Annotated in this window: 22 protein-coding genes and 4 tRNA genes; 8 read left to right on the top strand and 18 right to left on the bottom strand. The window is 59.8% G+C overall.

Annotated features, from left to right (window positions below):
• The first annotated feature begins 21 nt into the window (after window positions 1–21).
• The gene (locus tag HMPREF2927_RS04735; RefSeq protein ID WP_070685981.1) at window positions 22–1,128 is read left to right on the top strand and encodes a hypothetical protein; all 1,107 of its coding nucleotides are present in this window, start codon (window positions 22–24) and stop codon (window positions 1,126–1,128) included.
• A gap of 175 nt (window positions 1,129–1,303) precedes the next feature.
• Here the strand turns inward: HMPREF2927_RS04735 and HMPREF2927_RS04730 are convergent, their stop codons facing one another.
• The 6 genes from HMPREF2927_RS04730 to HMPREF2927_RS04705 form a co-directional block, all read right to left on the bottom strand.
• A complete protein-coding gene (locus HMPREF2927_RS04730) occupies window positions 1,304–2,779 on the bottom strand; it encodes a dihydrolipoamide acetyltransferase family protein (RefSeq protein ID WP_070685979.1) in 1,476 nt (491 codons plus the stop codon).
• Between the two features lie 99 nt (window positions 2,780–2,878).
• Window positions 2,879–3,865, bottom strand: a complete 987-nt coding sequence (locus tag HMPREF2927_RS04725) for an alpha-ketoacid dehydrogenase subunit beta (RefSeq protein ID WP_070685977.1) — start codon at window positions 3,863–3,865, stop codon at window positions 2,879–2,881.
• 2 nt (window positions 3,866–3,867) lie between these two features.
• Window positions 3,868–5,034, bottom strand: a complete 1,167-nt coding sequence (locus HMPREF2927_RS04720) for a thiamine pyrophosphate-dependent enzyme (RefSeq protein WP_070685975.1) — start codon at window positions 5,032–5,034, stop codon at window positions 3,868–3,870.
• Window positions 5,035–5,437: 403 nt separating this feature from the next.
• Complete coding sequence (locus HMPREF2927_RS04715) at window positions 5,438–6,565, bottom strand: histidinol-phosphate transaminase (protein WP_070685973.1); 1,128 nt, start codon at window positions 6,563–6,565, stop codon at window positions 5,438–5,440.
• A 263-nt stretch (window positions 6,566–6,828) separates the two neighbouring features.
• The gene (locus HMPREF2927_RS04710; RefSeq protein ID WP_070685971.1) at window positions 6,829–9,075 is read right to left on the bottom strand and encodes an extensin; all 2,247 of its coding nucleotides are present in this window, start codon (window positions 9,073–9,075) and stop codon (window positions 6,829–6,831) included.
• Between the two features lie 19 nt (window positions 9,076–9,094).
• Window positions 9,095–9,688, bottom strand: a complete 594-nt coding sequence (locus HMPREF2927_RS04705) for an ABC transporter substrate-binding protein (RefSeq protein WP_070685969.1) — start codon at window positions 9,686–9,688, stop codon at window positions 9,095–9,097.
• 291 nt (window positions 9,689–9,979) lie between these two features.
• On the opposite strand from HMPREF2927_RS04705, the gene purB reads away from it, so the two are divergent.
• Window positions 9,980–11,413, top strand: a complete 1,434-nt coding sequence (gene purB, locus HMPREF2927_RS04700) for an adenylosuccinate lyase (protein ID WP_070685967.1) — start codon at window positions 9,980–9,982, stop codon at window positions 11,411–11,413.
• Window positions 11,414–11,522: 109 nt separating this feature from the next.
• On the opposite strand, the gene HMPREF2927_RS04695 is transcribed toward purB, so the two are convergent.
• A complete protein-coding gene (locus HMPREF2927_RS04695; RefSeq protein ID WP_049357355.1) occupies window positions 11,523–12,404 on the bottom strand; it encodes a hypothetical protein in 882 nt (293 codons plus the stop codon).
• A 271-nt stretch (window positions 12,405–12,675) separates the two neighbouring features.
• Between HMPREF2927_RS04695 and HMPREF2927_RS04690 the strand changes: the two genes are divergently transcribed.
• Entirely contained in the window at window positions 12,676–13,737 is a 1,062-nt protein-coding gene (locus HMPREF2927_RS04690) for an EamA family transporter (protein ID WP_012902817.1), read from the top strand.
• A 184-nt stretch (window positions 13,738–13,921) separates the two neighbouring features.
• Window positions 13,922–14,896 carry an EamA family transporter gene (locus HMPREF2927_RS04685; RefSeq protein ID WP_049340378.1) on the top strand — a complete coding sequence of 325 codons (975 nt, stop codon included), beginning with the start codon at window positions 13,922–13,924 and terminating at the stop codon, window positions 14,894–14,896.
• A gap of 102 nt (window positions 14,897–14,998) precedes the next feature.
• On the opposite strand, the gene HMPREF2927_RS04680 is transcribed toward HMPREF2927_RS04685, so the two are convergent.
• Both HMPREF2927_RS04680 and HMPREF2927_RS04675 read right to left on the bottom strand, forming a co-directional pair.
• Entirely contained in the window at window positions 14,999–15,787 is a 789-nt protein-coding gene (locus tag HMPREF2927_RS04680) for a spermidine synthase (protein WP_070642377.1), read from the bottom strand.
• Entirely contained in the window at window positions 15,787–16,551 is a 765-nt protein-coding gene (locus HMPREF2927_RS04675; RefSeq protein WP_070685965.1) for a DsbA family protein, read from the bottom strand. The genes HMPREF2927_RS04680 and HMPREF2927_RS04675 overlap by 1 nt, the downstream gene beginning before the upstream one ends.
• A 320-nt stretch (window positions 16,552–16,871) precedes the next feature.
• Between HMPREF2927_RS04675 and HMPREF2927_RS04670 the strand changes: the two genes are divergently transcribed.
• Window positions 16,872–16,946: transfer RNA gene (locus HMPREF2927_RS04670), tRNA-Thr, on the top strand.
• Window positions 16,947–17,051: 105 nt separating this feature from the next.
• Entirely contained in the window at window positions 17,052–17,318 is a 267-nt protein-coding gene (locus tag HMPREF2927_RS04665; protein ID WP_070685963.1) for a hypothetical protein, read from the top strand.
• A 126-nt stretch (window positions 17,319–17,444) separates the two neighbouring features.
• On the opposite strand, the gene HMPREF2927_RS04660 is transcribed toward HMPREF2927_RS04665, so the two are convergent.
• From HMPREF2927_RS04660 to HMPREF2927_RS04650, 3 genes are all read right to left on the bottom strand, one after another.
• Complete coding sequence (locus tag HMPREF2927_RS04660) at window positions 17,445–18,320, bottom strand: HpcH/HpaI aldolase/citrate lyase family protein (protein WP_070685961.1); 876 nt, start codon at window positions 18,318–18,320, stop codon at window positions 17,445–17,447.
• 218 nt (window positions 18,321–18,538) lie between these two features.
• Window positions 18,539–19,078, bottom strand: a complete 540-nt coding sequence (locus HMPREF2927_RS04655) for a hypothetical protein (protein ID WP_049358270.1) — start codon at window positions 19,076–19,078, stop codon at window positions 18,539–18,541.
• Window positions 19,079–19,326: 248 nt separating this feature from the next.
• Window positions 19,327–20,337, bottom strand: coding sequence for an NAD(P)H-quinone oxidoreductase (locus HMPREF2927_RS04650; RefSeq protein WP_070685959.1), 1,011 nt, complete (start codon window positions 20,335–20,337; stop codon window positions 19,327–19,329).
• A gap of 125 nt (window positions 20,338–20,462) precedes the next feature.
• On the opposite strand from HMPREF2927_RS04650, the gene HMPREF2927_RS04645 reads away from it, so the two are divergent.
• A tRNA-Ser gene (locus HMPREF2927_RS04645) sits at window positions 20,463–20,550 on the top strand.
• A gap of 97 nt (window positions 20,551–20,647) precedes the next feature.
• On the opposite strand, the gene HMPREF2927_RS04640 is transcribed toward HMPREF2927_RS04645, so the two are convergent.
• Window positions 20,648–21,160 (bottom strand): polyprenyltransferase, encoded by a 513-nt coding sequence (locus HMPREF2927_RS04640; protein WP_070685957.1) that lies wholly within the window; start codon window positions 21,158–21,160, stop codon window positions 20,648–20,650.
• Between the two features lie 391 nt (window positions 21,161–21,551).
• On the opposite strand from HMPREF2927_RS04640, the gene HMPREF2927_RS04635 reads away from it, so the two are divergent.
• A tRNA-Ser gene (locus tag HMPREF2927_RS04635) sits at window positions 21,552–21,643 on the top strand.
• Between the two features lie 63 nt (window positions 21,644–21,706).
• On the opposite strand, the gene HMPREF2927_RS04630 is transcribed toward HMPREF2927_RS04635, so the two are convergent.
• The 5 genes from HMPREF2927_RS04630 to HMPREF2927_RS04610 all read right to left on the bottom strand — a co-directional run bounded on the left by HMPREF2927_RS04630 (window position 21,707) and on the right by HMPREF2927_RS04610 (window position 25,353).
• Complete coding sequence (locus tag HMPREF2927_RS04630; RefSeq protein WP_070685955.1) at window positions 21,707–22,252, bottom strand: SixA phosphatase family protein; 546 nt, start codon at window positions 22,250–22,252, stop codon at window positions 21,707–21,709.
• Between the two features lie 133 nt (window positions 22,253–22,385).
• The gene (locus HMPREF2927_RS04625) at window positions 22,386–23,138 is read right to left on the bottom strand and encodes a winged helix-turn-helix domain-containing protein (RefSeq protein WP_070685953.1); all 753 of its coding nucleotides are present in this window, start codon (window positions 23,136–23,138) and stop codon (window positions 22,386–22,388) included.
• Window positions 23,139–23,667: 529 nt separating this feature from the next.
• Window positions 23,668–24,306: a uracil phosphoribosyltransferase gene (gene upp / locus HMPREF2927_RS04620; RefSeq protein WP_005507583.1), complete on the bottom strand. Its 639-nt coding sequence runs from the start codon at window positions 24,304–24,306 to the stop codon at window positions 23,668–23,670.
• 185 nt (window positions 24,307–24,491) lie between these two features.
• Window positions 24,492–24,578, bottom strand: a tRNA-Ser gene (locus HMPREF2927_RS04615).
• Window positions 24,579–24,732: 154 nt separating this feature from the next.
• A complete protein-coding gene (locus HMPREF2927_RS04610; RefSeq protein ID WP_070685951.1) occupies window positions 24,733–25,353 on the bottom strand; it encodes a TetR/AcrR family transcriptional regulator in 621 nt (206 codons plus the stop codon).
• Window positions 25,354–25,423: the final 70 nt, after the last annotated feature.

The raw sequence follows: 25,423 nt of genomic DNA, 5'->3' as shown, positions 1-25,423 counted from the left end.
GACTAGAATCCAAAGGATTTAATGAACGCACAGAACAACACCCCGCAGCAGCGCCCGGCCGCCGCGGCGTCCACCCCCAGCGAAAGTGACCTGTGGGAGGCGGCATTCTCCTCCGACGACCCCACCGTGGTCCTGACCGATGAGGAGCTGAACGCGGCACGCCGCGCCCACGAAAAGGCGCGCGAGTCGAGCTCTTCGGCGCAGTCCTCCGCACAGTCCTCGCAGGATGCGACCCGCTCCCTCACCGAGGCAGCTACAGCAACCCAGCCGATTCTCTCCCCCGGCGCCACTTCTCAAGGCGCAGAATCCGGCGCTCACTTCGGCGAACCCGGAGATGACAACCTCAGCTGGCTCGACAAGCCTGCAGCCCCCAGCACGGACAACGTACGCGGCGGTGGCGCCCCCACTACCGCACCTGCCACCGCTGCAAGCTACGAGGTGCCCGCACCCGGCAACGCCCACGCGGCATCGAGCACCCCGCAGGCTGACCCCGCGGCAGATGACCGCTTCGTCATCCCCACCCCCGCAGGTGATGCCGCTGGTTCGGACCCCATCCTCACCGCCGCAACCGCACTGTCCATGCAGAAGAGCCGCTACTCCCGCATGCACCTGCTGCCCGGTCTGCTCGGCTGGCTGATTACCATCTCCCTCATGGACGGTGGCCTGTGGGCTATCAAGTCGTGGCTGACCCTGACCGGTCAGACCGAGTCCGTCGAGTACGCCTCGGTGGTCTCCCGTCTGTTCAGCGGCGCATCGAACGCTGTGCCGGTCGCGGTGGCGTTGGGTGTGCTCATCTTCTTCGCCTACCTGGTGGGCGGTTACGCGGCGGGACGCATGGCACGATTCGCCGGTGCGAAGCAGGGCATTGCCGTATGGCTCTGGCAGATTATGGTGCTCATCATCGGGTCCCTGGCGACCTTCCTCGCGCCTCAGCTGTTCCAGAACGGTGTCGCGTCCCTGTCCCTGCAGAAGCTGATGGGGGGCGACTTCGCGAACGGCCTGCTGGCGGTTCTGCTGGTTCTGGCGTTGAGCTTCCTCGGCGCTATCCTCGGCGGTCTGTGCGGACGCCTGTACCACCGCCGAGTGGACAAGTACCCGAGTGACCAGGTGGCACGCGAGGACGCCTAGGCTTCTGGACACCTAGTCTTCTAAGCACCCGCGCCTCGTTGCGATAGGAATGAACCGTACAGAAAACCTCCGGTACCTTAAGTAAGGTACCGGAGGTTTTCTGCATCTAAATATCTGTATCCTCAACAGCCTCAGCTACCCAGCAATACGACGCTGACTAGCTAAAACATGCCGCCTAGTGGTCCAGCAGCAAGGCAGGCTCCTCAAGAATCGCAGCCACATCAGCCATGAAACGAGCCGACAGGTCGCCATCCACCACACGGTGATCGAAGGAACCACCCAGGGTCGTCACCCAGCGAGGAATGACCTCACCATCAACCACCCACGGCTTCTGCTTGATCGTACCGAAGGCAACAATCGCCACCTCACCGGGGTTAATAATCGGGGTACCCGTATCAATACCCAGCGAACCGATGTTCGTAATGGTCAGGGTACCGTTCGCCATCTCAGCGGGCTGAGTCTTACCCTCACGGGCGCGAGTGGTCAGGTTGTTCAGCGCGATAGCCAGCTCACGCAGGGACAGCTCCTGGGCGTCCTTAATGTTCGGAACCATCAGGCCGCGCGGGGTCGCCGCAGCAATACCCAGGTTCATGAAGTGCTTAATCTGGATTTCGCTATCGGTCCAGGTCGCGTTGACCTGCGGGTTACGCTCAGCAGCCCAAATGACCGCGGCGGCAAGCACCAGCAGCGGGGTGACCTTCACGCCCTCAAAGTGGCGAGACTTCTTCAAGCGCTTCACGAACTCCATGGTGCGGGAGGCGTCAACATCCACGAAGATGGACACGTGCGGGGCGCTGAACGCCGAAGCAACCATAGCCTTCGCGGTAGCCTTACGCACGCCACGCACAGGGATGCGCTCAATGCGGTCACCGGGGGTGGCTGCGGGCTGCCAGAACGGCTGGCGGGCGCCGCTATGCTGCACATCGCTCAGGTGCGCCACATAGTTCATGAGGTCCTGCTTGGTCACCTGGCCGCGCGCACCGGTAGCGGTCACGTTCGCCAGGTCAACACCCAGCTCCTTTGCGGCAAGACGCACCGGAGGCGGCGCGAGGGTCGGGCGGTGCGGAACCTGCTCGGGAGCCAAAGTCGGCGCGGGAGCCGCTGCAGGCTCGGGTGCCAGACGCTGCACCACCGAATTCAGCGGGGTGTTCTCCACAAAGCGGGAGGCGCGCTCAGCCAGCTCGCTCAGCAGGCCCTGGTTGCGGTTCGCCAAGTCGGCGGGGGTGTGCGCCACGGGTACCTGAACAGCCGGTGCGACCGGTGCCGCAGCAGCCTGTGCGGGCTGGGTTGCGGAGGCGGGGCGCTTGCGGGCGCGACGCTTCACAGCATCCGCCTTGGGGCCGGAACCGACCAGCGCGGTGCCGGACTCAGGCTCTGCCGCGGCGGGTGCCGCCGGGGTTGCGGGGGCGTTGTCGCCACCGGAGATGCTGATGATCGGGGTGCCCACCTCAACGGTTTCGCCTTCGGCAACGAGCAGCGCCTCGACGGTGCCGGCGAAGGGCGAGGGAAGCTCCACAACGCTCTTTGCGGTTTCAATTTCGACGAGGACGTCGTTGATGGCGACCTCGGTGCCGACTGCCACCTTCCAGCTGAGGATTTCTGCTTCGGTCAGGCCTTCGCCCACGTCAGGGAGCGGGAAAATCTGGGACATTTTTACCTCTCACTAGGGCATATACCCTATACGGAATATTCTGTGCGGGCTCGCAACCCGCCATAGCGCAACACGCTGATACGTCAGATCAGGGAATGCCTAGTAGTCAAAAGCGCGGTCAACCGCCTCAAGAATACGGTCAATATCGGGCACGTACTCTTCCTCAACACGGGAAACCGGGTACGGCATGTAGTAGCCGCCAACGCGAATCACCGGCGCCTGCAGGCTGTAGAAGCAACGCTCCGTAATCGCCGCAGCCAACTCACCGCCCATACCGCCAAAGGTCGGCGCCTCGTGCGCGACAATCAGGCGGCCAGTCTTCGCCACCGAAGCGGCAACGGTCGGCACATCCAGCGGCGAAATCGAGCGCAGGTCGATGACCTCAATCGAACGGCCATCCTCCACGGCAGCCTCTGCCGCTGCCAGAGCAACCGGCACCAGCGGACCGTACGCAACGATGGTCGCGTCCGTACCCTCACGCACCACCTGGGCGCTAAACGGATCAAAGGAAGTATCGCTAAAGTCCACTTCACCCTTGAGCCAGTAGCGGCGCTTCGGCTCAAAAATAATGACCGGGTCGGGGCACTCAATCGCCTTGCGGGTCATCCAGTACGCCTCGTGCGGGGTCGAGGGGGTCACAATACGCAGACCCGCAGTGTGGGCAAACAGCGCCTCCGGGGACTCGGAGTGGTGCTCCACCGAACCAATCACGCCACCGTACGGAATGCGGATAGTCACCGGTACCGTGTACTGCTTATCGGTGCGGTTGTGGATCTTCGCCAGCTGGCTCGTGATCTGGTTGTAGGCGGGGAACACGAAGCCGTCGAACTGAATCTCCGGCACGGGGCGGTAGCCACGCAGCGCCATACCGATGGAGGTGCCGATAATGCCGGACTCTCCCAGGGGCGCATCCATGACGCGACGGGTGCCGAAGCGCGCCTGCAGGCCCTCGGTCACACGGTACACGCCGCCGAGCTTGCCGATATCCTCACCGAGCATGACGACGGTGCGGTCGGCTTCCATGGCGTCTTCCAGGCCGCGGGTAATCGCCTTGGCGAGGGTCAAACGTTCAATTTTCTCGCTCATGCTTACTCCTCTTCAAAGCCTGCAACGTAGTTACGGTAGAACTCGCGGTCGTCTTCAACCTGCTGGTGTTCCTGCACGTAGACGCGGTCGAAGAAACGCTCAAAGTCGGCGACCTCGGAGTTCAGCACTGCCTCACGTACGCCGGATGCGACCTGCTGCGCGGATTCTGCAACCTCTTCGAAGAAGGCATCATCGGCGTAGCCCTGCTCGCGCAGGTACTTCTCGAGGCGAATCATGGGGTCGCGGTGCAGCGGGCCCTCAAGATCGGCGTCGGTGCGGTACTTGGTGGGGTCATCCGCGGTGGTGTGCGGGCCGAGGCGGTAGGTTTCAGCCTCAATCAGCACGGGGCCTTCGCCGGCGCGAATCTTTTCCATGGCGTAGCGGGTTGCAGCCAGTACGGCGAGAACGTCGTTGCCGTCAACGCGAATACCCTCGAAGCCGTAGCCTGCGGCGCGGGTGGACACCGGCACGCGGGACTGCACCTCGAAGGGCACGGAGATAGCCCAGCGGTTGTTCTGCACGAAGAAGAGCACCGGCGCGTTATAGGAGGCGGCGAAAACCATGGACTCGTGTGCGTCACCCTCGGTGGAGGAGCCGTCACCGAAGTAGACCGCCACGGCGGGCTTCTGGGTATCCTCGGCAGGGTCGGTTGCCTGACCCTGACCGATGCGACGGGTGCCGGTTTCAGCCTCGATGTCGGCGTCGAAGTTCAGACCCATGGCGTAGCCGACTGCGTGCAGGGTCTGGGCGGCAAGCACCTTGGTATAGGTGTGGAAGTTGTGTGCCTTCATGTCCCAGCCGTGGGTGGTGGAGCCGCGAAAGATGGTGATCAGGTCGCGGAAGTCCACGCCGCGCGTCAGGGCGACGGCGTGCTCACGGTAGGAGGGGAAGATGTAGTCGTTGGGTGCGTAGGCGAGTGCGGATCCGACCTGTGCGGCTTCCTGGCCTCGGCTGGGTACCCAGAGGGCGAGCTGACCCTGGCGCTGCAGGGCGGTTGCCTCGTCGTCGAATCGGCGGGTGGTGTACATGAGGCGGTATGCCTCGCGCAGGGTGTCTGCGTTGACGTCTTCGATGTACCGGCTGTAGGTGGGGTGTTCGTGTACGGTGCCGTTTTCATCCATGAGCTGGATGCGTTCGGGCACTCCGGGGTACTTGTCGTTCTCGTGCATCTAACCTCCACACGTGACGAGGGCTTGGCCCTCAGCGGCTTGGGTTTTAGTCTCAACTTTCACCTGATGGTGCAGGGTTTGAGGTGTTCCGGCAAGCCTGTGAGGGTCTGGGCATATATAGTTACCAGTCTACTCTTTTCGGCTTTATCTCGCGGCAGTTACGCTGATAACGCAGTGTATTATGCCCTGTCATTCACTATTTGAACATCATTAAATTAAACCTCCCGTATATTCTTTTTCGAGAATATATGGGAGGTTTAGTTTAGCTATTGAGAGCTTTTTCGGGCCATCATTTTTCTCGCGCGAGAACCATTTGAAAAGCCCAAACAAACCTCGACAAGGGAAAATAGTACATTGTTCAATTAGGGTCGAGTGGGTTCCCCCCACCCCTTCACAAGACGCTCTAGAGCCCCTTCGCGAAGACCTCACAGAGCGAGAGAAAACGGTCATTCGCCTCCACCTCGCCAATGCTCACGCGAACACCCTCGGTGCCGAACGCACGAACCGACAGCGCATGCTCAGACATCAGCTGCACAAAATCACCCGTGCGCTCCCCCAGGGGCAACCACACAAAGTTCGCGTAAGTGCTCGGGAAATCGTAGCCCAGCTCCCGCAGTCGAGCGGTCACGCGCTCACGCTCAGCGACCTGGTGACTCACACGCTCCATGACCGTATCCTCATGCTCGATGGAGGCGATAGCCGCCGCCTCAGCCAGCGCCGTCACGGCGAACGGGGTTGCCGCCACGCGCAGGTGCTGCGTAATCTGCTGGTGCGAAATTGAGTAGCCCACGCGCAGACCCGCCAGGCCCTGCGCCTTGGAGAAGGTGCGCAGAATGATGACGTTCTCGTAGTCGCGGTAGATGTCCATGCCATTCAGCGGGGCTTCTTCACCTTCCGGCACGGTGGAGGCGGCGCAGAACTCGAAGTACGCCTCATCAATAACCACGGGGATGTGGGCGGGCACCTTCGCCAGGAACGCACGGGTCTGACTTTCGGTGACGGCGGGGCCGGTCGGGTTGTTGGGGGTGCAGACCAGGATCAGGCGGGTGCGTCCGGTGATGGCTGCCGCCATGGCGTCCAGGTCGTGCGAGCCGTCGGGCAGGTTCGGCACCTGCACGCTGCGAGCGCCCATAATGCCGATGAGGATCGGGTATGCCTCGAAGGAACGCCAGGCGTAGATGACTTCGTCCTGCACGCCGTCGGCGTTTACACCGGCGAAGGTTTTGAGGATTTGGTTGAGCGCGCCGAGGCTTCCGGCACCGGTGACGATGTCGTCAGCGTCCACGCCGAGCCGTGCGGAGAGCTTGTGGCGCAGGGCGGTGGAGAGCGGGTCGGGGTAGCGGTGCGCGGTCGCAAATTCTGCGAGGACGCACGCGACCTCGGGTACGGGGCCCAGCGGGTTCTCGTTCGAGGAGAGCTTGTACTGGGTGAGGCCTTCAACGGGTACGGGCGGCTTGCCTGCCGCGTAGCTGGGCAGGGTGTTGAAGACGGGGCGGACCGGGATGTTGGCGTGTTCAGCTGACTGGCTCATGGTTCCAGTATGTGCCTGCGGGCGGCTCGGAGGCTAACGCTTCTCACCTGGAGAGCAGGTCGCGAGCAAGCTGTAGCTGTGCAGGCAGCAGATACTGGCCGCGAGCGCTGTACGCAAAAGGCTGTGTGTAAAAGCTGTACGCAAAGATGGAGGGGCGCCGCCGGGGTTGTTCCCGGTGGCGCCCCTCCTTTTCTCTTCTCTACTCTACTCGTCCCCTCCACCCTCCACCGAGTCCTTGAGATTGGTACTTTTAGACTCGGTGTTTAGACCATCAGGGGTTCACTCTCCTCGATGGGAGTCAGGTCCTCGGGAGGGCCCGGGGCGCGGAACCCGGGGTCGATATTCTCGGGTGGAGTTGGTGCGAGGAACCCGGGGTCAATGCTCTTGGGCGGGAGCATGGGTGCAGGCTTCTGGCCTGGCAGGATGGGAATGAGCGACTCAACGCCACCGTAGTCTCCACCTTGTCCGGCTCCGAAGATTGGAGGATTCTTGAGCACAGAACCAGCTGTAGGGAGCTGCAGATGATCAATGATTGGCTGAGTAACAGCCTTTTCGATGTGCGTATGCAGCTCTGAAGGTTTGGGCAGAATATCCGGCGGGATTAGACCTGCAGGGGGTAACTGCCTCTCTGCCTCGATTCGAGTGGGCATCTTGATGGGTGCAGGCTCGGGGTGAGGGATGGTCTTTTGGACGCCCTCGATGACGGCGGCGATTTGCCCAGCAGCCGCCTGTACGGTTTCTCCAGCTTCTCGTTGAAGACCCTCTGCCTTCTGCTTGGCAATCTCCATGCCCACCTGGGCATCTGCAACGGTATCTTCGATTTTCTGCCGCGTATTTTCGACGTTGCCACGCACTACACTATCTACTCGGTGCAGTTCTCCATCTGTTAGTTGGTCTATACCCTCATATAAAACTCGAGAATCAAGCTGCACCCCAGCTTCAAGAGCCTGTTGAGTGTACCTAGCCCCACGCAGTCCATACTCGTTCAGACGTTCTTCAAACGTGTAACCATCTGGCATAGCAGAGCCCGAGGTAACCTTTTGTTCCCCTTGCACGTAACCTTTGTTGCCCATAGCCGCTCTGAGGGCACCCAGAGTCTGGTTTCCGTATCCTTCACGTTGCAGAGTTTCTCGGTATTCCCCGCTATTATGTCTAAAATTTGAGATTGTAATTGCGGTATCACGTTCATCGGGACGCCACCCTCCCTCAGGCCTCAACGCAGAGTCAGGAACCGGGTCTCCATCTCCCTCCACGTAATCCACTCCAAAGTCGCGGCGTTTAGCCGGTAGACCTCGTAGCGGGGAGGCTTGAGCGTAGACACCCACAATATTGATTTCCTTGGCAACCTCGAGACTATTAGCCATGTTGTAGGCAATCATGGCACCCTGGCTGAAACCCTCCATGTACACGCGGGCACCCTGAGGCGCTCCGGCATCGCGGAGGGCCTGCAGAACCATCTGATAGGCGGGGTTCTCCAGAGTATCGTTACCCAGTGCTTCGCGAAGAGTCCCAGGAACATCCATAGGCGATCCACCAAGGGATGCAAAGTTAGTACCCGGAATACTCACGACGTACAGAGCATGGGCGGGGTCACCTTCGTGTCCTGCTTCGTACATGACGGTGACGAGCACGGCACCGCGTTCGCCCTTAGTCGGGTCCTGTTGGGAGCGTTCAAACTCCTGATCTTGTGCCTTGGCAGCAGCCTGCAGACGTTCAGCGCTAGCGTCCACCGTGAGACGATCCTTCTCGCCAGCATGTGCACTGACCCCGTAATCGTCGGCTGAGGCAGTGCGCATGTTATGCGCTTTCTTCTCAGAATCCGGATCACGGAGGGGACCGACGATTCCAACTCCGCCTACGGCCAAGACTTTTTCAATGATTCCCTGGGGTATTTTTGTTACAGCGGAGAGTCGCCCCGCAATACGCTGACGAGCAATTTCGGGATTCCATTTGGCATCCATGTAGGCAGTGAAGCCGAAGATAATGGCTGCCACTACAGGTGAATGAGGCAATACCCAATAGGCTGAGAAGTATCCGAGTTCGGGAATGGTGAGCTTCAAGAGGTAGTTAGCTTCGCCGGGTTCTCCAGCGATGAGGCCGCGGAAGTGATCTCGGGTGCTGCGTCCGTCGGGTAGCTTGCCGTCCCTTGCGATGCCCATGGAGTCGAACCAGCCTGCGATGGTGTTTTCAACCTGCAGGTAGGAGCTGTGGGCGGCGCGGACGGCGGCTGCGGTGGCGCCGAACTTTAGTGCGCTTCCGCCGAGGTCTGCGGCGAGGCTGGTGCAGAGGGCGGCAGCCTGCTGGGCGCGTCCGTTGATGCCGAGGAAGAGACGAGTCTCAGCGGCGATGCCAAGAATGGGCATGGTGCCGTCGGCGCAGGTGCGGCTGACGGTGTCGAGCCCGTCGGCGATGGCGGGCATTTCTTCAAGCTCAACGCTGATGGTGCCTGCGGTGGGCCCTGCGGAGTTGCTGAGGTCACCGATGGGTGCAACGGTGGGTCCGGTAATCATGGTGTCTCCTGGGGTGAGGTTAGTGGGTTCGGATGAGCGAGCTCAGCCCGTCGGGCAGGTTCACGTGCATGAGTGAATCGAGCGTTGACTGGGCTTTTTGCACGCCTGAGCGGGCGATGATTTCGCCGGGGTTAAGTTTTTCGAGGGCGTCGGCGGAACCGTCGGCGAGTTTGCCGAGTAGGTTATCTATGGCGGAGGCGGCAGCTTTGATAGCCTGCGCTTTGCCGGTGAGGTCGTTGGCGAGTTCTTCACCGGCGGCGGCGATCATGGCGGCGGTGCCTTCGGCTTGTTCGGCTTGGTTGCGGATTTTTTCGCGGTGTTCTTCGAGTTGTCGCCGGTAGGCGCGTCCGGCTTCGGATGCCCAGCGGTCGCCGTTGAGTTCGTTGGCGCATTGGTGTGCGGTGCGGATTTCTTGGGCTTCGGTGCGCATCCTGTGGGCGAGTTCTGCGCCTTTGGCGCGGGCGAGGGCGGCTGCCGCCATGAGCTGTTCGGCGAGGGCGTGGCCGGCAGCGGTGCCGATGCCCATGTGTCCTGCTGCGCGGAGGATATCGGTTGGTTCGATGCGGGGCAGCTGGGGTGCGGGAGGTGGTGCGGTGTCGACGATTGTGTTCATGGGGCGTCCTTTCGGTGGTTGGACTGGTTGTTTGTGTGCCTGTTTCTGTCCTGTGTTCGGGTTTGTTTTAGGCTAAATCTGCCGCGGTGACCGTGCAGGCCGAGTACGCCAACCTGTGGATAACTCAGGCTTGTTTCGAAAAATTCGCACGTTTTGACCCCTCAAGACCCGAAAAATATCCCTTCCGCAGCACCTCGTTTTGTCATATTTCTGCAACTAACCAAGCCGCCCGTCACGTCCATATGCTCTTCCCGCCTCTTTTTTTCAGCGAATTCATGCAAAAATAGAGCTATGTCTCACACCAATAACACCTTCTTGCCTTCTGGCCGTATTGACCTGGGCACCGGCGAACTTGCGCTGGGCCCCCTCGACGGACGCTACGCATCCGTGACCGCACCCCTGACCAACTACCTTTCTGAGGCGGCTCTGAACCGCGACCGCATCCACGTTGAGGTTGAGTGGTTCATTTACCTGTGCGAGCACGAGGTGCTGCCGGGTCTGTCCCCGCTGAGCGAGGAACAGAAGAAGGGCCTGCGCGCCATCGTGACCGATTTCAACGCTGATTCTGTGGCGGAGCTGGCTGAGATTGAGGCTGTCACCGTTCACGATGTGAAGGCGGTCGAGTACTACATTGGCCGCCGCCTGGAGGGCCTGGGCCTGGGTCACCTGGTGCCGCTGGTTCACTTCGGCTGCACTTCTGAGGACATTAACAACCTCTCCTACGCGCTGGGCATCAAGGACGCCGTTGAGAACGTGTGGATCCCCGCCGCGGAGGAGCTGATTGATGTTCTGCTGAAGCTGGCTGAGGACGGCCGCGACGTGCCGATGCTGTGCCGCACTCACGGCCAGCCGGCGACCCCCTCCACCCTGGGCAAGGAGATGGGCGTGCTCGCCTACCGCCTGAAGCGCCAGGTCAAGCACGTGAAGGCGACCGAGTTCCTCGGCAAGATTAATGGCGCGACCGGTACTTACGCCGCGCATTACGCCTCGGTGCCGAGCGCTGATTGGCAGAAGATTTCTCGTGGTTTTGTGGAGCACCTGGGTCTGACTTGGAACCCGCTGACCACTCAGATTGAGTCGCACGACTGGCAGGCTGAGCTGTACTCGGATATCGCTCATTTCAACCGCGTGCTGCACAACCTCTGCACCGATGTGTGGAGCTACATTTCGATTGGTTTCTTCCGTCAGATTCCGGTGGCTGGTGCGACCGGTTCGTCGACTATGCCGCACAAGGTGAACCCGATTCGCTTTGAGAATGCGGAGGCTAACCTGGAGCTGTCCAACGCTCTGCTGGATTCGCTGGCTTCGACCCTGGTAACTTCTCGTTGGCAGCGTGACCTGACTGACTCGTCGGCGCAGCGCAATATCGGTGTGGCGTTTGGTCACTCGGTGCTGGCTATCTCCAATGTGGTGAAGGGTCTGCAGCGTCTGGATATTGCGACCGACGTTATTTCGGCTGATCTGGATGCGAACTGGGAGGTTCTGGCTGAGGCAATTCAGATGGTGATGCGCGCTGAGGCTATCGCGGGTGTTCCCGGCATGGAGAACCCGTACGAGCGTCTAAAGGAGCTGACTCGCGGGCACCGCGTGGATGCAGCTCGTCTGAAGGAGTTCGTGGCTACTCTGGGTCTCTCCCCCGAGGCTGAGGCACGCCTGTCGGCTCTGACTCCGCACACCTATAACGGTATTGCGGCTCAGCTGCTGGACCATGCGAAGAACGCTTAGTCCGTAGCAAAGATATAAACAAAAGACCCCGGGTCCCTGCATTCAGGGATTCGGGGTCTTTAGCGTGTTGGGTCTTCGCTATGTTCCGGTTTTATGACCGGCGAGGATTTTAGCGGCCGAGCATGCGGTGGTGACCGGTTTCGGTGTCGTTGCCCTTGTCGCGGGTGAAGACCTTGCCTACAGCCTTACCTGCGTCCTTGACGCCCTTGAGCAGGGAGCCAGCCACGCCGGAGGAGCCGTCCGAACCTTCGCCGCCCTGTACGCGCGGTGCACGCGGGGTAATCATGAGCTCTGCGGGGAAGTAGGCGGGCGCGTCGCCGAAGGCTCGGCGGGTGTTGCGCACGACGTCCTTGCCGAGGGTCAGGTTCGCGCCACCGCCAACGACTGCGCCCACGCCGAAGGGCAGGGCACGGCCGAGCAGTGCACCGGTCTGGCGGGTGAGGAAGCGGCGGATGAACATGTTTCGGATGGTACGTTCGACGCTGAACATCTTGCCGCTGGAGGAGTTGCCGAGCAGCATGCCCCACTTGTTGGAGACACCGCCTGCCTTGCCGGTCTGCAGCAGCACGGTGTTCATGAGCTGGGAGCCTTCTTCGCCGAGCATGATTGCCATGACCATGGAGCGGGCGGTTTCGGGGTCGTGTACGTGCACGCCGTGCAGTTCTGCGACTGCCTGGGCGTAGAGTGCGGTGCGTTCGAGGTAGCCGCCGACTGCGAGCGCGGACAGGCTCATGGCGGTGACGGTGCCGACGCCGGGCACGAATGCGGATGCGCCGGTGACGCCGCCGATGGCGGTGATGTCACGCAGGTAGGTGCGGTCGAGGCGCTTGTGGATTTGTTCGGGGGTTTCGTCGGGGTGTGCTTCACGCAGTTTTTTGACGATGGACAGCGCGAGCGGTCGTTGCATGCGCAGTACGTTGTCGAGGGTGGTGGTCAGTGCGGGACGGGGGTTGCCGTCTTCATCGAATAGAGACTTCTTCGGGTCAAGCATGCTCTCAGTAAATCACGGCTTGGTGAATTTTTCCTGAATATGGGGCCTGTGGTGGGGTTTGGGGGGTGAAATTTCACCGAGGGCGTGGAGGTTTTTGATCGCTTGTTAGGGTGTTTTGGTCTTTATTTGCGCCCAATTTTAAAGCGCGTAAAATTGTCGTAGATTACACACTATTCATTGTTTGCATAGTGCGTGACCTGCTTCACGGAGATTCGGGTTGCGCCTGATGACAGATAGCGGCTAATACCTCTTCTGAATCCTAAGGAATACTATGACTTCTTCCACCCATACGCCCAATGCTGCGCGTTCTCCCCTGGCGACTCAGGGGCTGGGTGTTGCGTACGCGACCGGCGCGATTATTTCGGCGCAGTTCGGTGCGGCTCTTGCCAAGCAGCTCATGGGCGATTTGGGCCCCTGGGGCGTGGTCGCTCTGCGCCTGCTGACATCTTCTATCCTGCTGTGGGTGTTCTTCCGCCCGCAGATTCGTTCGTGGACCCGTCAGCAGTGGATGGCGGTCATTGTCCTCGGTGTCGCCCTGACCGGTGCGAATGCCTTCTTCTATGTGGCTATTGAGCAGGTTCCGCTAGCAATTGCGGTGGCTATTGAGTTTATGGGTCCGCTGGTGCTGGCGACGGTTATGTCGCGCCGTAAGCTGGACCTGGTGTGGATTGCTCTGTCATTTACGGGCATGGCGATTCTGACTGCTGAGTCCCAGGCGAAGCCTGAAGATTTCGCGTTGATGGGTGTGGTTTTCGCAATCCTGACCGCTATTTCTCGTGCCGCCTATATTCTGGCGACTGAGAAGGTTGGCGCTCTGATTCCGGGTATGGGCGGCATGGTCGTGGGTAACGTTGTCTCTACCCTGCTGGTTCTGCCGTTCCCGTTCCTGATAAGCGGCAATAACCTGTTGAAGGTCACCCAGGATGTGCACCTGCTGGCTATTGGCTGCCTGATGGGTCTGCTGGCTTCTGCCCTGCCGGCGCTGGGTGAGGTTTCTTCGCTGCGTCTGCTGCCCGCGCACATTTATAGCGTGGTGCTGTCCCTGGAGCCTGCGATTGCGGCGGCTGTGGGTATTGTGATGCTTGGTGAAGCTACCGGCCTGGTTCGTTGGGTTGCTATTGCTCTGCTGGTGGCGGCGAGTATCGGTATTTCGATTTCTCACGCTCGTGCGCAGAAGAAGGCGCAGGAGGACGGCACGCTGGAGGATGCGGACCATTACCTGCCGGGTGCGGTGGATGCGCACGCGGTGGATATTGCGCAGATGGCGACTAACTCTATTACGATTCCGTCGGCTGAACAGATTAAGGCTGACCGTGAGGCGAAGGGCCTCTAATCTACTGAACTGTAGCCGTGTCAACGGCTTCTAGCCCCCCCCGGGTAACGAGTAGGATAGTATCTCGTGTTGCCCGGGGGGCGCGCTCTTTAAACGGCGCTATTGGAGCGTTCGTTCTGCCCCGTAGCGGCACAGCATGCACACGTGGAGAAGTACCGCCTTGTGAGGCGCAGGAAGGAGAATCATGCCGCATACTTCATCTCAACGCCCCGCACTGGGCATTATGTTTGTGCTGATGTCCTGCTCATCGCTGCAGTTCGGTGCCGCGTTCGCGATTACTCTTTTCCCGCTGTTTGGCGCTCTGGCTATTAGTGTCAGCCGCCTGGCGATTGCTTCCATTGTGGTGGGTAGCGCCGTGTGGTTGGCGGCGCGTTGGCATACCCGCCGCGGCGGCGAAATGCCGCCGGGTGCGCTGTCGTGGTCGAAGGAGCAGTGGCATGCCGTCATCATTTTCGGTATGACTTTCGGTCTGATGAACGGCTTCTTCTATTGCGCGATTGACCGCATCCCGATTGGTTTGGCGGTTGCGGTGGAGTTCTTGGGCCCGCTGGCGTTGGCGTCCATGCTGACGCGCAGGCTCCGCGACGCGGTATGGGTGCTCTGCGCTCTGGCGGGCATGCTGGTGCTCGGCTATGAGGCGGCGGTCGGTAAGGATACCGACTACCTGGGTCTGACGTTCGCGCTGATTGCTGGCGTGTTCTGGGCGCTGTATATTCGCTCGAGCGCGAAGGTGGGTGCCCTGGTTCCGGGTGCGAGCGGTCTGGCGGTTGCGATGCTTGTTGGTGCCGCATTCATTGCCCCGGTGGCAGCGGTTGTTCCGGCTCCTCAGCCGATGTGGAATGCGGCGCAGGATCCGATGCTGCTCCTCATGATTTTTGGTACCGCGATGTTCGCTTCGGTGATTCCCTATAGCGCGGAGCTGATGGCTCTGCGTAACCTGCCGCAGCAGGTGTTTAGTGTGCTGATGAGCATGGAACCGGCGATTGCGGCGATTGCCGGTTGGGCGTTGCTGGATCAGGAGACCGGCCCGATTCGTTGGGTGGCAATCTGTCTGCTGATGACGGCGAGTGTGGGTATTACGCTGACCACCACGAAGGGCGATTCCCCCAAACAGAAGGATGACGGTGAGGACCCCGTTCCCATGCCGCTACCCGAGTAAAAACTAAAATTCTGCCCGCGTGCGGCGTACAGAAAGCCTTATAGAAAACCGTTGAGGCGGGTACCTGGTTGGTACCCGCCTCAACGGTTTTGTATGTCAGGTTTAGCTCTCGGCCAGCTCGTTCAGCAGGTCGCGCAGCTCATCGGTGGTGAGCACCTCCGCCGGATGCGGACCCATCGCGTACAGCCGGTCCTGGGTGTCCTCGTCCAGCTCGCGGGCGGTGCCAACCAGCACGAGGTTGCCTTCGTTCTGCCCGCTGAGCATGGAGCTCTCGCACAGGCACCACACGTGGTCAAAGACTTCCAGCATGGCGGTTGCCTGCAGCTGGAAGAAGGGCAGACCCGCGTCGTCGCCCACGTTGATGGCGACCATGCCGCGCTCGCTCAGGGCGTCCTTGAGTTCGCGGTAGAAGTCGCGGTTCGCCAGGTGGGCGGGTGCGTCCATGCCGGTGAAGATGTCGAGGATAATCGCATCGAAGCCGGGCACGCCCAGCAGTTCGGGCAGGTTCGCCAGCTGCTCGCGGGCATCCCCCACCACAAGCTGGCAGTCGGTGCCTGCGGGTAGCGGCAGGCGGTCCGTCACGAAGCCCATGAGCTCGGGCTCAATATCCACGGCAACCTGGCGGGAGCCGGGGCGGGTCGCCTGAATGTAACGCACGAGGGTGAGCGCACCGGCGCCCAGGTGCGCGGCGGTGATGGGTTCGCCGGCGGGTGCGAGCGCATCCACCGCGTTTGCGATGCGGCGCAGGTACTCGTAGAACACGTAGTCGGGGTTCTGTACGTCCACGTGGGACTGCTCGGCGCCACCGATTTCGAGGACGTGGCCGTGGTCGCTGAACCCGTCGGGGTGAATTTCGGCGCGCTGCCCGCCGGAGAGCTGAATGTGTGCCACTACTTCACGCCAGCTTCACGCTTGAAGGTGCTGACCAGGTCATCCACCGAGGAGGAAGAATCCAGACCCTCAATGACCTTGTCGTTCACGGCGAAGGTGGGGGTGCCCTTCACGCCAATCTTCACGGCGTGCTCGTAGTCGCGCTGGATGGGCTTGACGGTGTCGGAGGCGAGTAGGACCTTGTCGAATTCTTCGACGTTCAGGCCCAGTTCCTTGGCGTAGTCGTTGAAGAGGGTGCGCAGCTTATCGCGTTCTTTGATGTTCTTCCAGTCGTTCTGGGTGGCGAAGAGCTTGTTCGCCATTTCAACGTGCTTACCCTGAGCTGCTGCGGCTTCTACGGCGAGCGCGGCGGGTACGGCGTTGGCGTGCATGTTCAGCGGCATGTGACGCACGGTCACGTTCATGATGCCGTCAAGCTTCTTGGCGGCTTCTTCAAACTTAGGTTCTGCCTTAGCGCAGTAGGGGCACTGGTAGTCGGTGTACAGGGTTGCGGTGCCTGCACCGGGTACTTCGCGGTTGAGGCGGTAACCGACGTAGCCGTCATCGGCGGTTGCCGAAGCAGTACCCGAAGGGTCAGCGGATGCCGAAGCGCTAGCGGATGCACTTGCCGAGGTAGCGGCGGTGCTTGCGGTGGCGCTCGCCGAAGCGCTCGCCGATGCCGATGCGGAGGACTGGGAGGAGCTGGAACCGCATGCGCTCAGCCCCAGGGCGGCGGCGGGCACTACGCCCAGCAGCAGGGTGCGACGGTTGAGGGGTGAAGTCATGGGGGTTCCTCTCTCTACGGGTGGCGGGCTGGCCTGTTTGCTACATCTGTGGTTGATTAATCTGTGGTTGATGTGCACTCTGAGGTGCTGTCAGCCGCCGTGGGTACAGGCTTTATTGTATGCCCCTGCCCTGAACTTTCCCTATCTTCGGGCGGGTTTGCGGGGTAAATGCAGTGCACACCATAGCCGCCCTGTCGCCTACTCTCAGCTGCGGGCCCGGTGTTGAAAGTAATTAGCCTCTCCCCCGCCTTTTTGGTACTATTGCGGGGTATGCACTGTTCGCCGGTTGCTTTCGGGCAGTTGAGAACGGCAGCATATGCGCCTCTATAGCTCAGGGGTAGAGCATTTCCCTCGTAAAGAAAAGGTCGTGGGTTCGAATCCCACTGGGGGCTCCACATCCGCCGTAACGCGTGCCGGTTTCCGGTGTGTTGCGGCGGTTTTTAGCATCTGAGAGATGTCGTTTTCTCGAAGATGTCACCGTCGAACTTTAGGAGATTCTCATGTCTTCTCGATCCGCATCCGCTAAGCGCCAGAGGGGCCGTTCGCAGGCAGGCCGCGCCTCTGCGGGCTCTGCACGCCCGATGAGCCCCACGATGCGTTTTGCGCTGGTGTACGTGCTGGCGCTGGTGGTTTCCCTGGCGGTGTGGTTCTTCTACCGTTCCGTGTATGAGGATGACACCTCGTTCCTGGTGCCGATTGTGATTTCTTTGGCGACTTCGTACGTGTGCGCTCATGCGCTGACGGGCGGAAAGTCGCCCCGCAACTAGGTTGCTGACCGGCAGCCCGCCAGGCTGTAGCCTCGTGAGGTTTCAGGCAGACAAAAGCCGCGCATCCGGTTCCCCGTTCAGGGGTCGGATGCGCGGCTTTTTACGCGTGTACCTTAGGCGAGCACCTTACTTGGATGCACGCTGGAAGTCGCTGTCGGTCTTGCCCCACAGGCCGTAAACCTTGGCGAGTTCCTTGACCTTCTTTGCACGCAGGTAACGCGGCAGGTAGGAGCCGTCGCGGGGGCCGTCGAGGGGCACGTCGAGCATCTGGTGTGCTTCTTCGATTTCGATCTCGCTGGGAGAGAATGCGGCGTTGATGGTCTCGGTCTGGCGGATGTCGAGGGTAATCTTACCGGTCATGCCGTGGTCGTTCGCGTAGCCGCATGCCTTGGAGAGGTCAGCGCCGTATGCGACGAGGGTCGGGCCGTCGATGGGGCCGGGCAGACCACCCAGAGTGGAGGCGATGACCAGCTGCGAACGCACGTAGGCGAGCGCCATGGGGGTTGCGGAGGAGCCGGTGTCGCGGCGGTAGTCGCCCGCACCGAATGCGAGACGGAAGGTGCCGATTGCGCGCGCAATTTCGATGGAGTGGTGCACGCCCAGTGCGGACTCGATCAGCGCGATGATGGGGGTTCCGGGGGGCAGCTCGGCTGCGGTGCGGTCAATGTCGGTGGCGTGCTCTGCGGTGGCAAGCATGACGCCTCGCAGGCCCTTCACGTTCTTGAGGGCCTTGACGTCCTTCCACCAGTGTTCGGTGGTGATGGCGTTGATTCGCACCCATGCGACGACGCCGGAGTTGAGCATACGGACGACCTGTTCGCGAGCGGCGTCCTTCTCTTCGGCGGGGCAGCCGTCTTCAAGGTCAATGATGATGGAGTCAGCCTCGGATTCGAAGGCCTCTTCAAAGACTTCTTCGGAGGAGTTGGCGCGCACGAGGAGCCAGGAGCGTGAGAGGCTGGGGCGCAGCTGACGCGCACGCTCATTGCGGTGGAATTCAAACATGGTGTGTGACTTCTTCCGTGAATTGTATATGCATTGGGTTGTGCCGTAGAGGGGCAGGAAAAAGCCTGCGGTTCTTCCGCGCGTACCATCGCATTGTGTCGTCACCTCCATTGTGACGGAACCGCATAAGAAGTGTCCTACACCTCTTCTTTAAGCGTATCGCCTGTTGAGGTGCACATCAAACTAACCCGCCTGTTGACCGCAATTTAGGCCCTGTGTTATGCCTCAATCAGCTGGGTGCGGCCCACGGGGATTCCATCGTCGAAGGTCAGCTTGCCGGCGGCTTCCTTCTGGGCGCGCTGAATCAGACGCTCAGCGTCTTCAATGTGCTGGATGACGGTTTCCACGCGGCGGTGCACGCTCACCTGGCGGTCGCATCCGGTGGCACAATTGCCGAAGCAGCGTGCCATGGCGAGCGCTTCGGCGCAGAGTGCCACGGCGTTACCTGCCTTGGAGAGGGCGCGGTTCAGGTCGGAGTAGGTGCCGAACGGGGAGGCGGGAATATCGCCGTCGCTGGGGGCGAGGCGGTGCGCTTCCATGGCGACTGCACGCACGCGCGGGATGAGGTCGGCGAGCGCGTTTGCATCCGGCACGATGAGCTCGATCATGGAGTCGGATGAGTCGGTTGCCGCTAGGCGTTCGAGGACCTGGTGGAAGCGGTCGATACCGCGAATGAACCGGTCGTGGGATCGGCGCCAGATGCCTTTGCCGAGCTCGGCGTCGTCGCGGCGCGATTGCAGGTAGCTTTTAAGTCCCATGTGCCCTCCTCTGCGTGGTGTGTGTGCCGTGTTGGTTGGTCGGTGGAGGCTGCCGGCGATGGGCTCTGCGGCGACCCGCAAACCTCCCTATACTTAGGTTACCCTAAATCTCTTTTGGTGACGAGATGTCAGCAGTCAACTGTTTATTTCAAACCCAGATTTTCTTCACGCCGCTCACGCGACGCTCCCCGCAGCGCCAGTCTAAAATGGCACCGGCCTAAAATAGCACCGCAGGGGCGCAGCGATTTCTAGACCATGCGCAGCACAATCTTGCCGCGATGCTGACCGGAGTCGAAGTATTCGTGGGCGGCAGCCGCCTCCTCCATGTCGAAGATACGGTCCAGACCCACGCCAATCCTGCCGGATTCAATCAGCGGCAGCACGTGTTCGCGTACACCTCGCAGAATCTCAGCCTTCTGATGATCCGAACGGGTACGCAGGCTCGTAGCGTGCACCGACAGGCGGCGGGAGAGCATATACCCCAGGTTCACTTCTGCTTTGGCGCCGCCCATCAGACCGATAATGCACAGGTGCCCGCCGTCGGCGAGGGTGTGCAGATTGTCGTCCAGGTACTTTCCGCCCACGACGTCGAGGATGTAGTCAGCGCCGCGTCCGCCAGTTTCAGCCAGCAGAACTTCACGGAACGAATGTTCTGTATAAATAATGGGTTCCGCACCTAGTAAGCGCACATATTCTGCTTTTTCCTCGGTTCCCACGGTTGCAAACACGCGGGTACCTACGGCGAGCGCCAGCTGAATAGCGTGCACACCGATACCGCCGGTACCACCGTGCACGAGCACCACCGCGGGTTCACCGTCTTCCTTGAGGTTTTCGGCGGGGTTCATGCTCATACCACAGGTGAGAACCAGGTTCGAGTAGACGGTTGCCGCGACTTCGGGAATACCGGCGGCTTCGGCAAAACTCAGCTGTTCGGGTACGGGCAGCACGTGGTCGACCGGTACGGTCACGTAGTCGGCGTAGCCGCCTCCAGCGAGGAGCGCCATGACGGGGGTGCCGCAGTTCTCCACGGAGGCGCCTTCACCGACCGCTTCAATGACGCCGGCTACTTCGAGGCCGTAGATGGCGCTCGCGCCGGCGGGCGGCGGGTAGAATCCGCGGCGCTGCAGGGCGTCGGCGCGGTTGATTCCGGCGGCGTGAACGCGGATGAGAACTTCGTGGGAGCGGGGTACGGGGGCGGGTACTTCGCTGATTGTCAGAGCATCAGGTCCACCGTGACTGTTCTCAATAATTGCTCTCATGAGTCCTCCTCATTGCCGGAAGCACCATCGTTGGTGCGCGATTTACAGAAAGCTTATCGCATGAGATAATCTCGTAGTGCCCTGCGGCACGGTATTGCCATAAAATGCCGGTCTCTGGTGCGTATGGATGGTTGTCCGAGCGGCCGAAGGAGCTGGTCTTGAAAACCAGTAGGCGGTGACCCCGTCTCAAGGGTTCAAATCCCTTACCATCCGCGTTTTAGCTTGTGCTCCACGCGTGGAGCACAAAGAGCCCCGTTCCTCGTATTGAGGAACGGGGCTCTCGCGTACCCTCCAGCGAGGGCAGAAGCTTTTAGAAGAATGCCAGTATCTGCGCAACATCCACCAGTCTGGAATTGGCCGCGGATTCTGAGGAAGCCAACAGAATCAGCATCAGAATACTACCGCCGTAAAGCACCAGGAAAATGCCACCAATAACTACGGTAATCCAATTCAGGATGCGACCAGTCGAAGCCGCCACACCGAAACGCTCCGCCTCATTCGCCTTGGAGACACCGATAACACCCAGAATCAGAAAGGGAATACCAATCAAGAACCAGCCAAGCGTCAGAACACAAATCAAGCCGATAATACCGAGCACCGTAGAAGTCTGAGCAGCCTTCTCACCAGCAATCTGTTCAGGGGTCTTCTGCAAAAAGCCCACAGGAACCATCATTGGCTGACCGTACTGGCCGTAAGAGCCCTGACCATACTGACCATACTTCGTATTCTGCCCGCACTGACCGTTCTGGTTGTACTGCTCGTTCAGACGGTTGTAGTCCGGGTTGTAGTCGTAGGGGTCTGAACCCCGAGGATTCTGAGACATGGCATCTCACTTTCGTACGGCTGGTGTGCGTTAAACCTAATTCACCCTAACCCATGAATGGAACGGGTACAACTACATCCGCTGCCCAAGCCCCCACAATGCACCGCAATGCATTAGCTGGGTGCTCTAAAGGATATACAAAAATCTGCGGGCACACGGAGCGCTCGCGAGTCTTCTCCGACCAGTAGCTATGAAAGATATCCATCTAAACATACGCCAGGACCATAAACAACAGCAGCATCTCAAAAGGCTGAGCAGAATACCAAGCAGCATATTCACAACTCCCACCGCAACACCATCCCACCCATATATCTCTCACGCCTCACAGGTCGAATTGACCAAGCGCAAAACAGCCTATATTCTTATAGGGATGCGCTCGCGAGCGCACCGTGGAGACGTGCCAGAGCGGCCGAATGGACTTCACTGCTAATGAAGGGTCGGGGTTAAACTCGACCGGGGGTTCAAATCCCCCCGTCTCCGCCACAAAAAGCCCCGTACCAGCTGGTACGGGGCTTTTACTTTACCCTTTTCATTCGGGTGCGAAGTCTAGAAGCTCTTGAAGTCCACGAGGCGCGCATCCGCGCCATCAAGCAGAGCCCACTCCCCCGGCACCTCAAACACCGCAATGGAAGAAGGCGGGAAACCGTAGTACACATCCATGGACGCGTTCGGGTCAGAATCCGGGCCCATCAAACGCTGCGCCGCATCCTGCACACCGGGCAGATGCGACACCACCATCAGAGAATGAACATTCTCCGAAACGCTGTTAATGCGCGCAATAATGCGGGACGCAGACACCTCATATAGACCCTCATCCAGATGAGCGGTAGGCGCCTTCGCCCCCAAACCATCCGAAACCCAAGTCGTCGTCTGGCGAGTACGCAATGCCGATGACGACATAATCTGCTCCGGAATATAACCGCGAGAAGCCAACCAGGCACCTGCGGCGGCAGCCTGCTCATGACCACGCTTCGTCAGCGGACGATCAAAATCATTCAGACCCCAATCAGCCTCCGCATGGCGCATAATAATCAGACGCTTGGCCCCGCTGCGGTGCGAGCCAGATGCAGTGTTGGAAGAATTTTCAGCCATACACCCATTCTAGCTAGAGGGCGCCGGGACGTCCCGCACGCCGCACAGCACGCGCACTAACACCCACAGGCGGGGCACAAGTAAACCCCGGCGTACCGGCATCACGCCAGCACACCGGGGTGCACTCTAAAAACTAAATCGAGTACTCCGGAGCAGCCCAGACGACAACCTCGGGGTGCTCAAAGAAGCGGTAACCCTGACCGCGCACCGTACGCACGGTACCCGACAGGCGGCCCAGCTTCGAACGCAGACGACGAATATGCACGTCAATCGTACGCTCATGCGGATGCTCGTCACCGGAGCTCCACAGCGCCTTCAGCAGTTCCTCACGCCCCACGGTGCGGGAAGAGTTCTCCACCAGGTGTGCCAGCAGCTCGAATTCCTTGAAGGTCAGCATGAGCGGCTCACCATCCAGGAATACCTCGCGGCGTGCCAAATCAATCAGCACACCCGAAGAATGGCTATTCGTGGTCTCTGCTTCGCGGGCGACATTCGCCTCCGGGTGCATGTACATTGCGGTCGGGTCGCCGAGCGCATTACGTACCACCTCAAGGTCGCTACCCTCAGCGTTCACCGGAGCCAACGCCACAGCGGCGTACGACTCCGACTCGGGAGCCAGGTGGTGTGCGTAAGTGCGCAGATCCTGAACGATACGCACCAGGGAGGTACCATTCGCTGCAGCAAGTTCCTCGTTCAAACCCACATAGAGCACAAAGCCGCGTGCCTCATTTTCCTGAGCCTGCTTATGGGCAGAGTCACCGGCTGAGAAAGTCATCGGGCGCAACGTTGCGGCCGGCGCAGCGGGACGCTGGGGCTGCACGACCTGGCGCTTAGCGGCGCGGCCGCGCTGGGAGATGTGGACATATCCAGGTACAGCGCCTGACATGGTTCAACCTTCTCTCAAAGTCTGTGTACGGGATCCCTGTCGTACGTAGTGTGGGGTGCGCCGGAAGTGACGCGGAGCTAAAACAGTCCCCAATACCTGTTCGAGTCTCAATCCTCTTACTTAATATTTCTCCTATTTGACGGATAAATCAAGCGGATTCAGCATAGTGGATTCATCTTTATGGGCGAGAGGAGTACAATGCCCTCTCTCATGTTTTAGGGTTTCGGGGACTACCTGAAGCTTTCAGTATTTTTTCCCTTATAAATATTCATAGCTTCTTTTATTTACTGGTTTCACCCTGTATTTTCATGTGAAGCTGCGAATATGCTCAATATATTTTGAGGCCCTCAAAGCATTATAGTGTTCCTCATCACATATTATCAAGGGTGTTTCATAAACCCACACAAGCACCCAACATCACAACGTATAACCTGCGCACAGCCCCCCGCAGACACAACAAAGCGCCCCCGCACATGCTTAAACATATGCAGAGGCGCCCCACTCACATCACGTGAATAACGCTGAAAAACTACTCAGCCAGACCGTACAGGCGGTCACCAGCATCGCCCAGACCCGGAATGATGTACGCCTTCTCGTTCAGACGCTCATCACGAGCAGCCAGGAACAGGTCAACATTCTCCATACCCTCAATGCCCTTCTCCAGAGCAGCAATGCCCTCAGGAGCAGCAATCAGGCACACGCAAGTCACAGACTCAGCACCACGTTCACGCAGGAACTTAATGGCCTCAATCAGAGTGCCACCGGTAGCCAGCATCGGATCCAGCAGGTACACCTGACGACCAGTCAAATCCTCCGGCAGACGCTCAGCATAAGTCACAATATCCAGGGTCTCCTCATTACGAGCCATACCCAGGAAGCCCACCTCAGCGGTCGGAACCAGACGAGTCATACCCTCCAGCATGCCCAGACCAGCACGCAGAATCGGAACAACCAGCGGCTTAGGATCAGCAATACGAACACCGGTAGTAGTCGCCACCGGAGTCACAACCTCAACCTCTTCCACGCGAATCTCGCGAGTCGCCTCATAGGCGAGAAGGGTCACCAGCTCATCAACCAGCTGACGGAAAATCGGGGACGGGGTGTTCTTATCACGCAGAACACTAATCTTGTGAGAGACCAGCGGGTGGTCAAGAATCTTAATACGCATAATACGATTTTACCCACCCCCGAATCAGCAAGCACCGGCAAAGCCCCGGAAGTGGCACACAACCTATAAAACGAGGCGAAGTACCCCCGCACAAGCACCTACCAACACACCCGCCAGCACCACCCCAGAACAATCCAGGCATGCAAAAACCCGCCGAGACGAATCTCGACGGGTTTTCGTTGGTGCGGTGGTGGAGGGATTTGAACCCCCGTTGGCTTTTACACCAAACATCATTTCGAGTGATGCACCTTCGGCCGCTCGGACACACCACCAACAGTGGAAAACTATAGCACACCCCCAACAAGAGAGCAAGAAAAACCACGTGCGGCAGCCGGGTGTCGCCCTCTTCACGGCCCCTTTTCACCGTGCCCTTTTCGACACCCGACACCGAAGTCCCGGCTAGGTCTACAGACCCAACAGGTCCGCCTAATGACGGATATACCCATCTACAACCAGCATGACAGCACGCGTTGCATCCTCAGCATTGCGCTCCGCCTGATGCACTTCACGATCCATAGCAAGCATATAAATCGCTCCGAACATAGAGATCGCAATCGCACGAGGATTCTGAGCAGTATCAACCGTATAGCGGCGAGCCACAGCCTCCGTCATCTCCTGCAAATAATCCAGAAGATTCAGACGGTTATCACTCATCGCCTCGGTCCAACCATCCGCGCCCTTCCACGTCTCCGCAAGCCACATCCGAGTAAAACCCGGACGGTCCTCAAGATACTGGAACGCGGCGCGAACAGCGCTCCGCAACGCCTCACGCGGATCAGAATGAACCGACGCCGCGCGACGCGCATCGCTCAGCAGCAACTGCGTGCCGTACTGAACCAGCTGATCCACCATGGTCTTCTTAGAACCGAAGTTGTAATACACGGTTCCCTTAGAAACACCCGCCCGGGCAGCCACCTCTTCAACAGTGGCGTACTCAAGCCCCTTTTGGGTCATGATTTCCATAGCAGCGTTGAACAACTTCAACTGAGTTCTACCTGTACGGCCGGGACGACGACTTGAAGCTTCAGCGACTGGGCGCTGCAACATCAGCAGTCCTCCCTCCCTTTTTGCAGATATATCTCTATTTTATTAGACAGTTTTCCCCCGGTGCGACCAA

The organism is Rothia sp. HMSC061E04 (assembly GCF_001813685.1).
GTDB classification, from domain to species: Bacteria; Actinomycetota; Actinomycetes; order Actinomycetales; family Micrococcaceae; genus Rothia; species Rothia mucilaginosa.
Note: the sequence above shows the minus strand (reverse complement) of the source record. Positions and strands in the feature narration are given on the sequence as shown.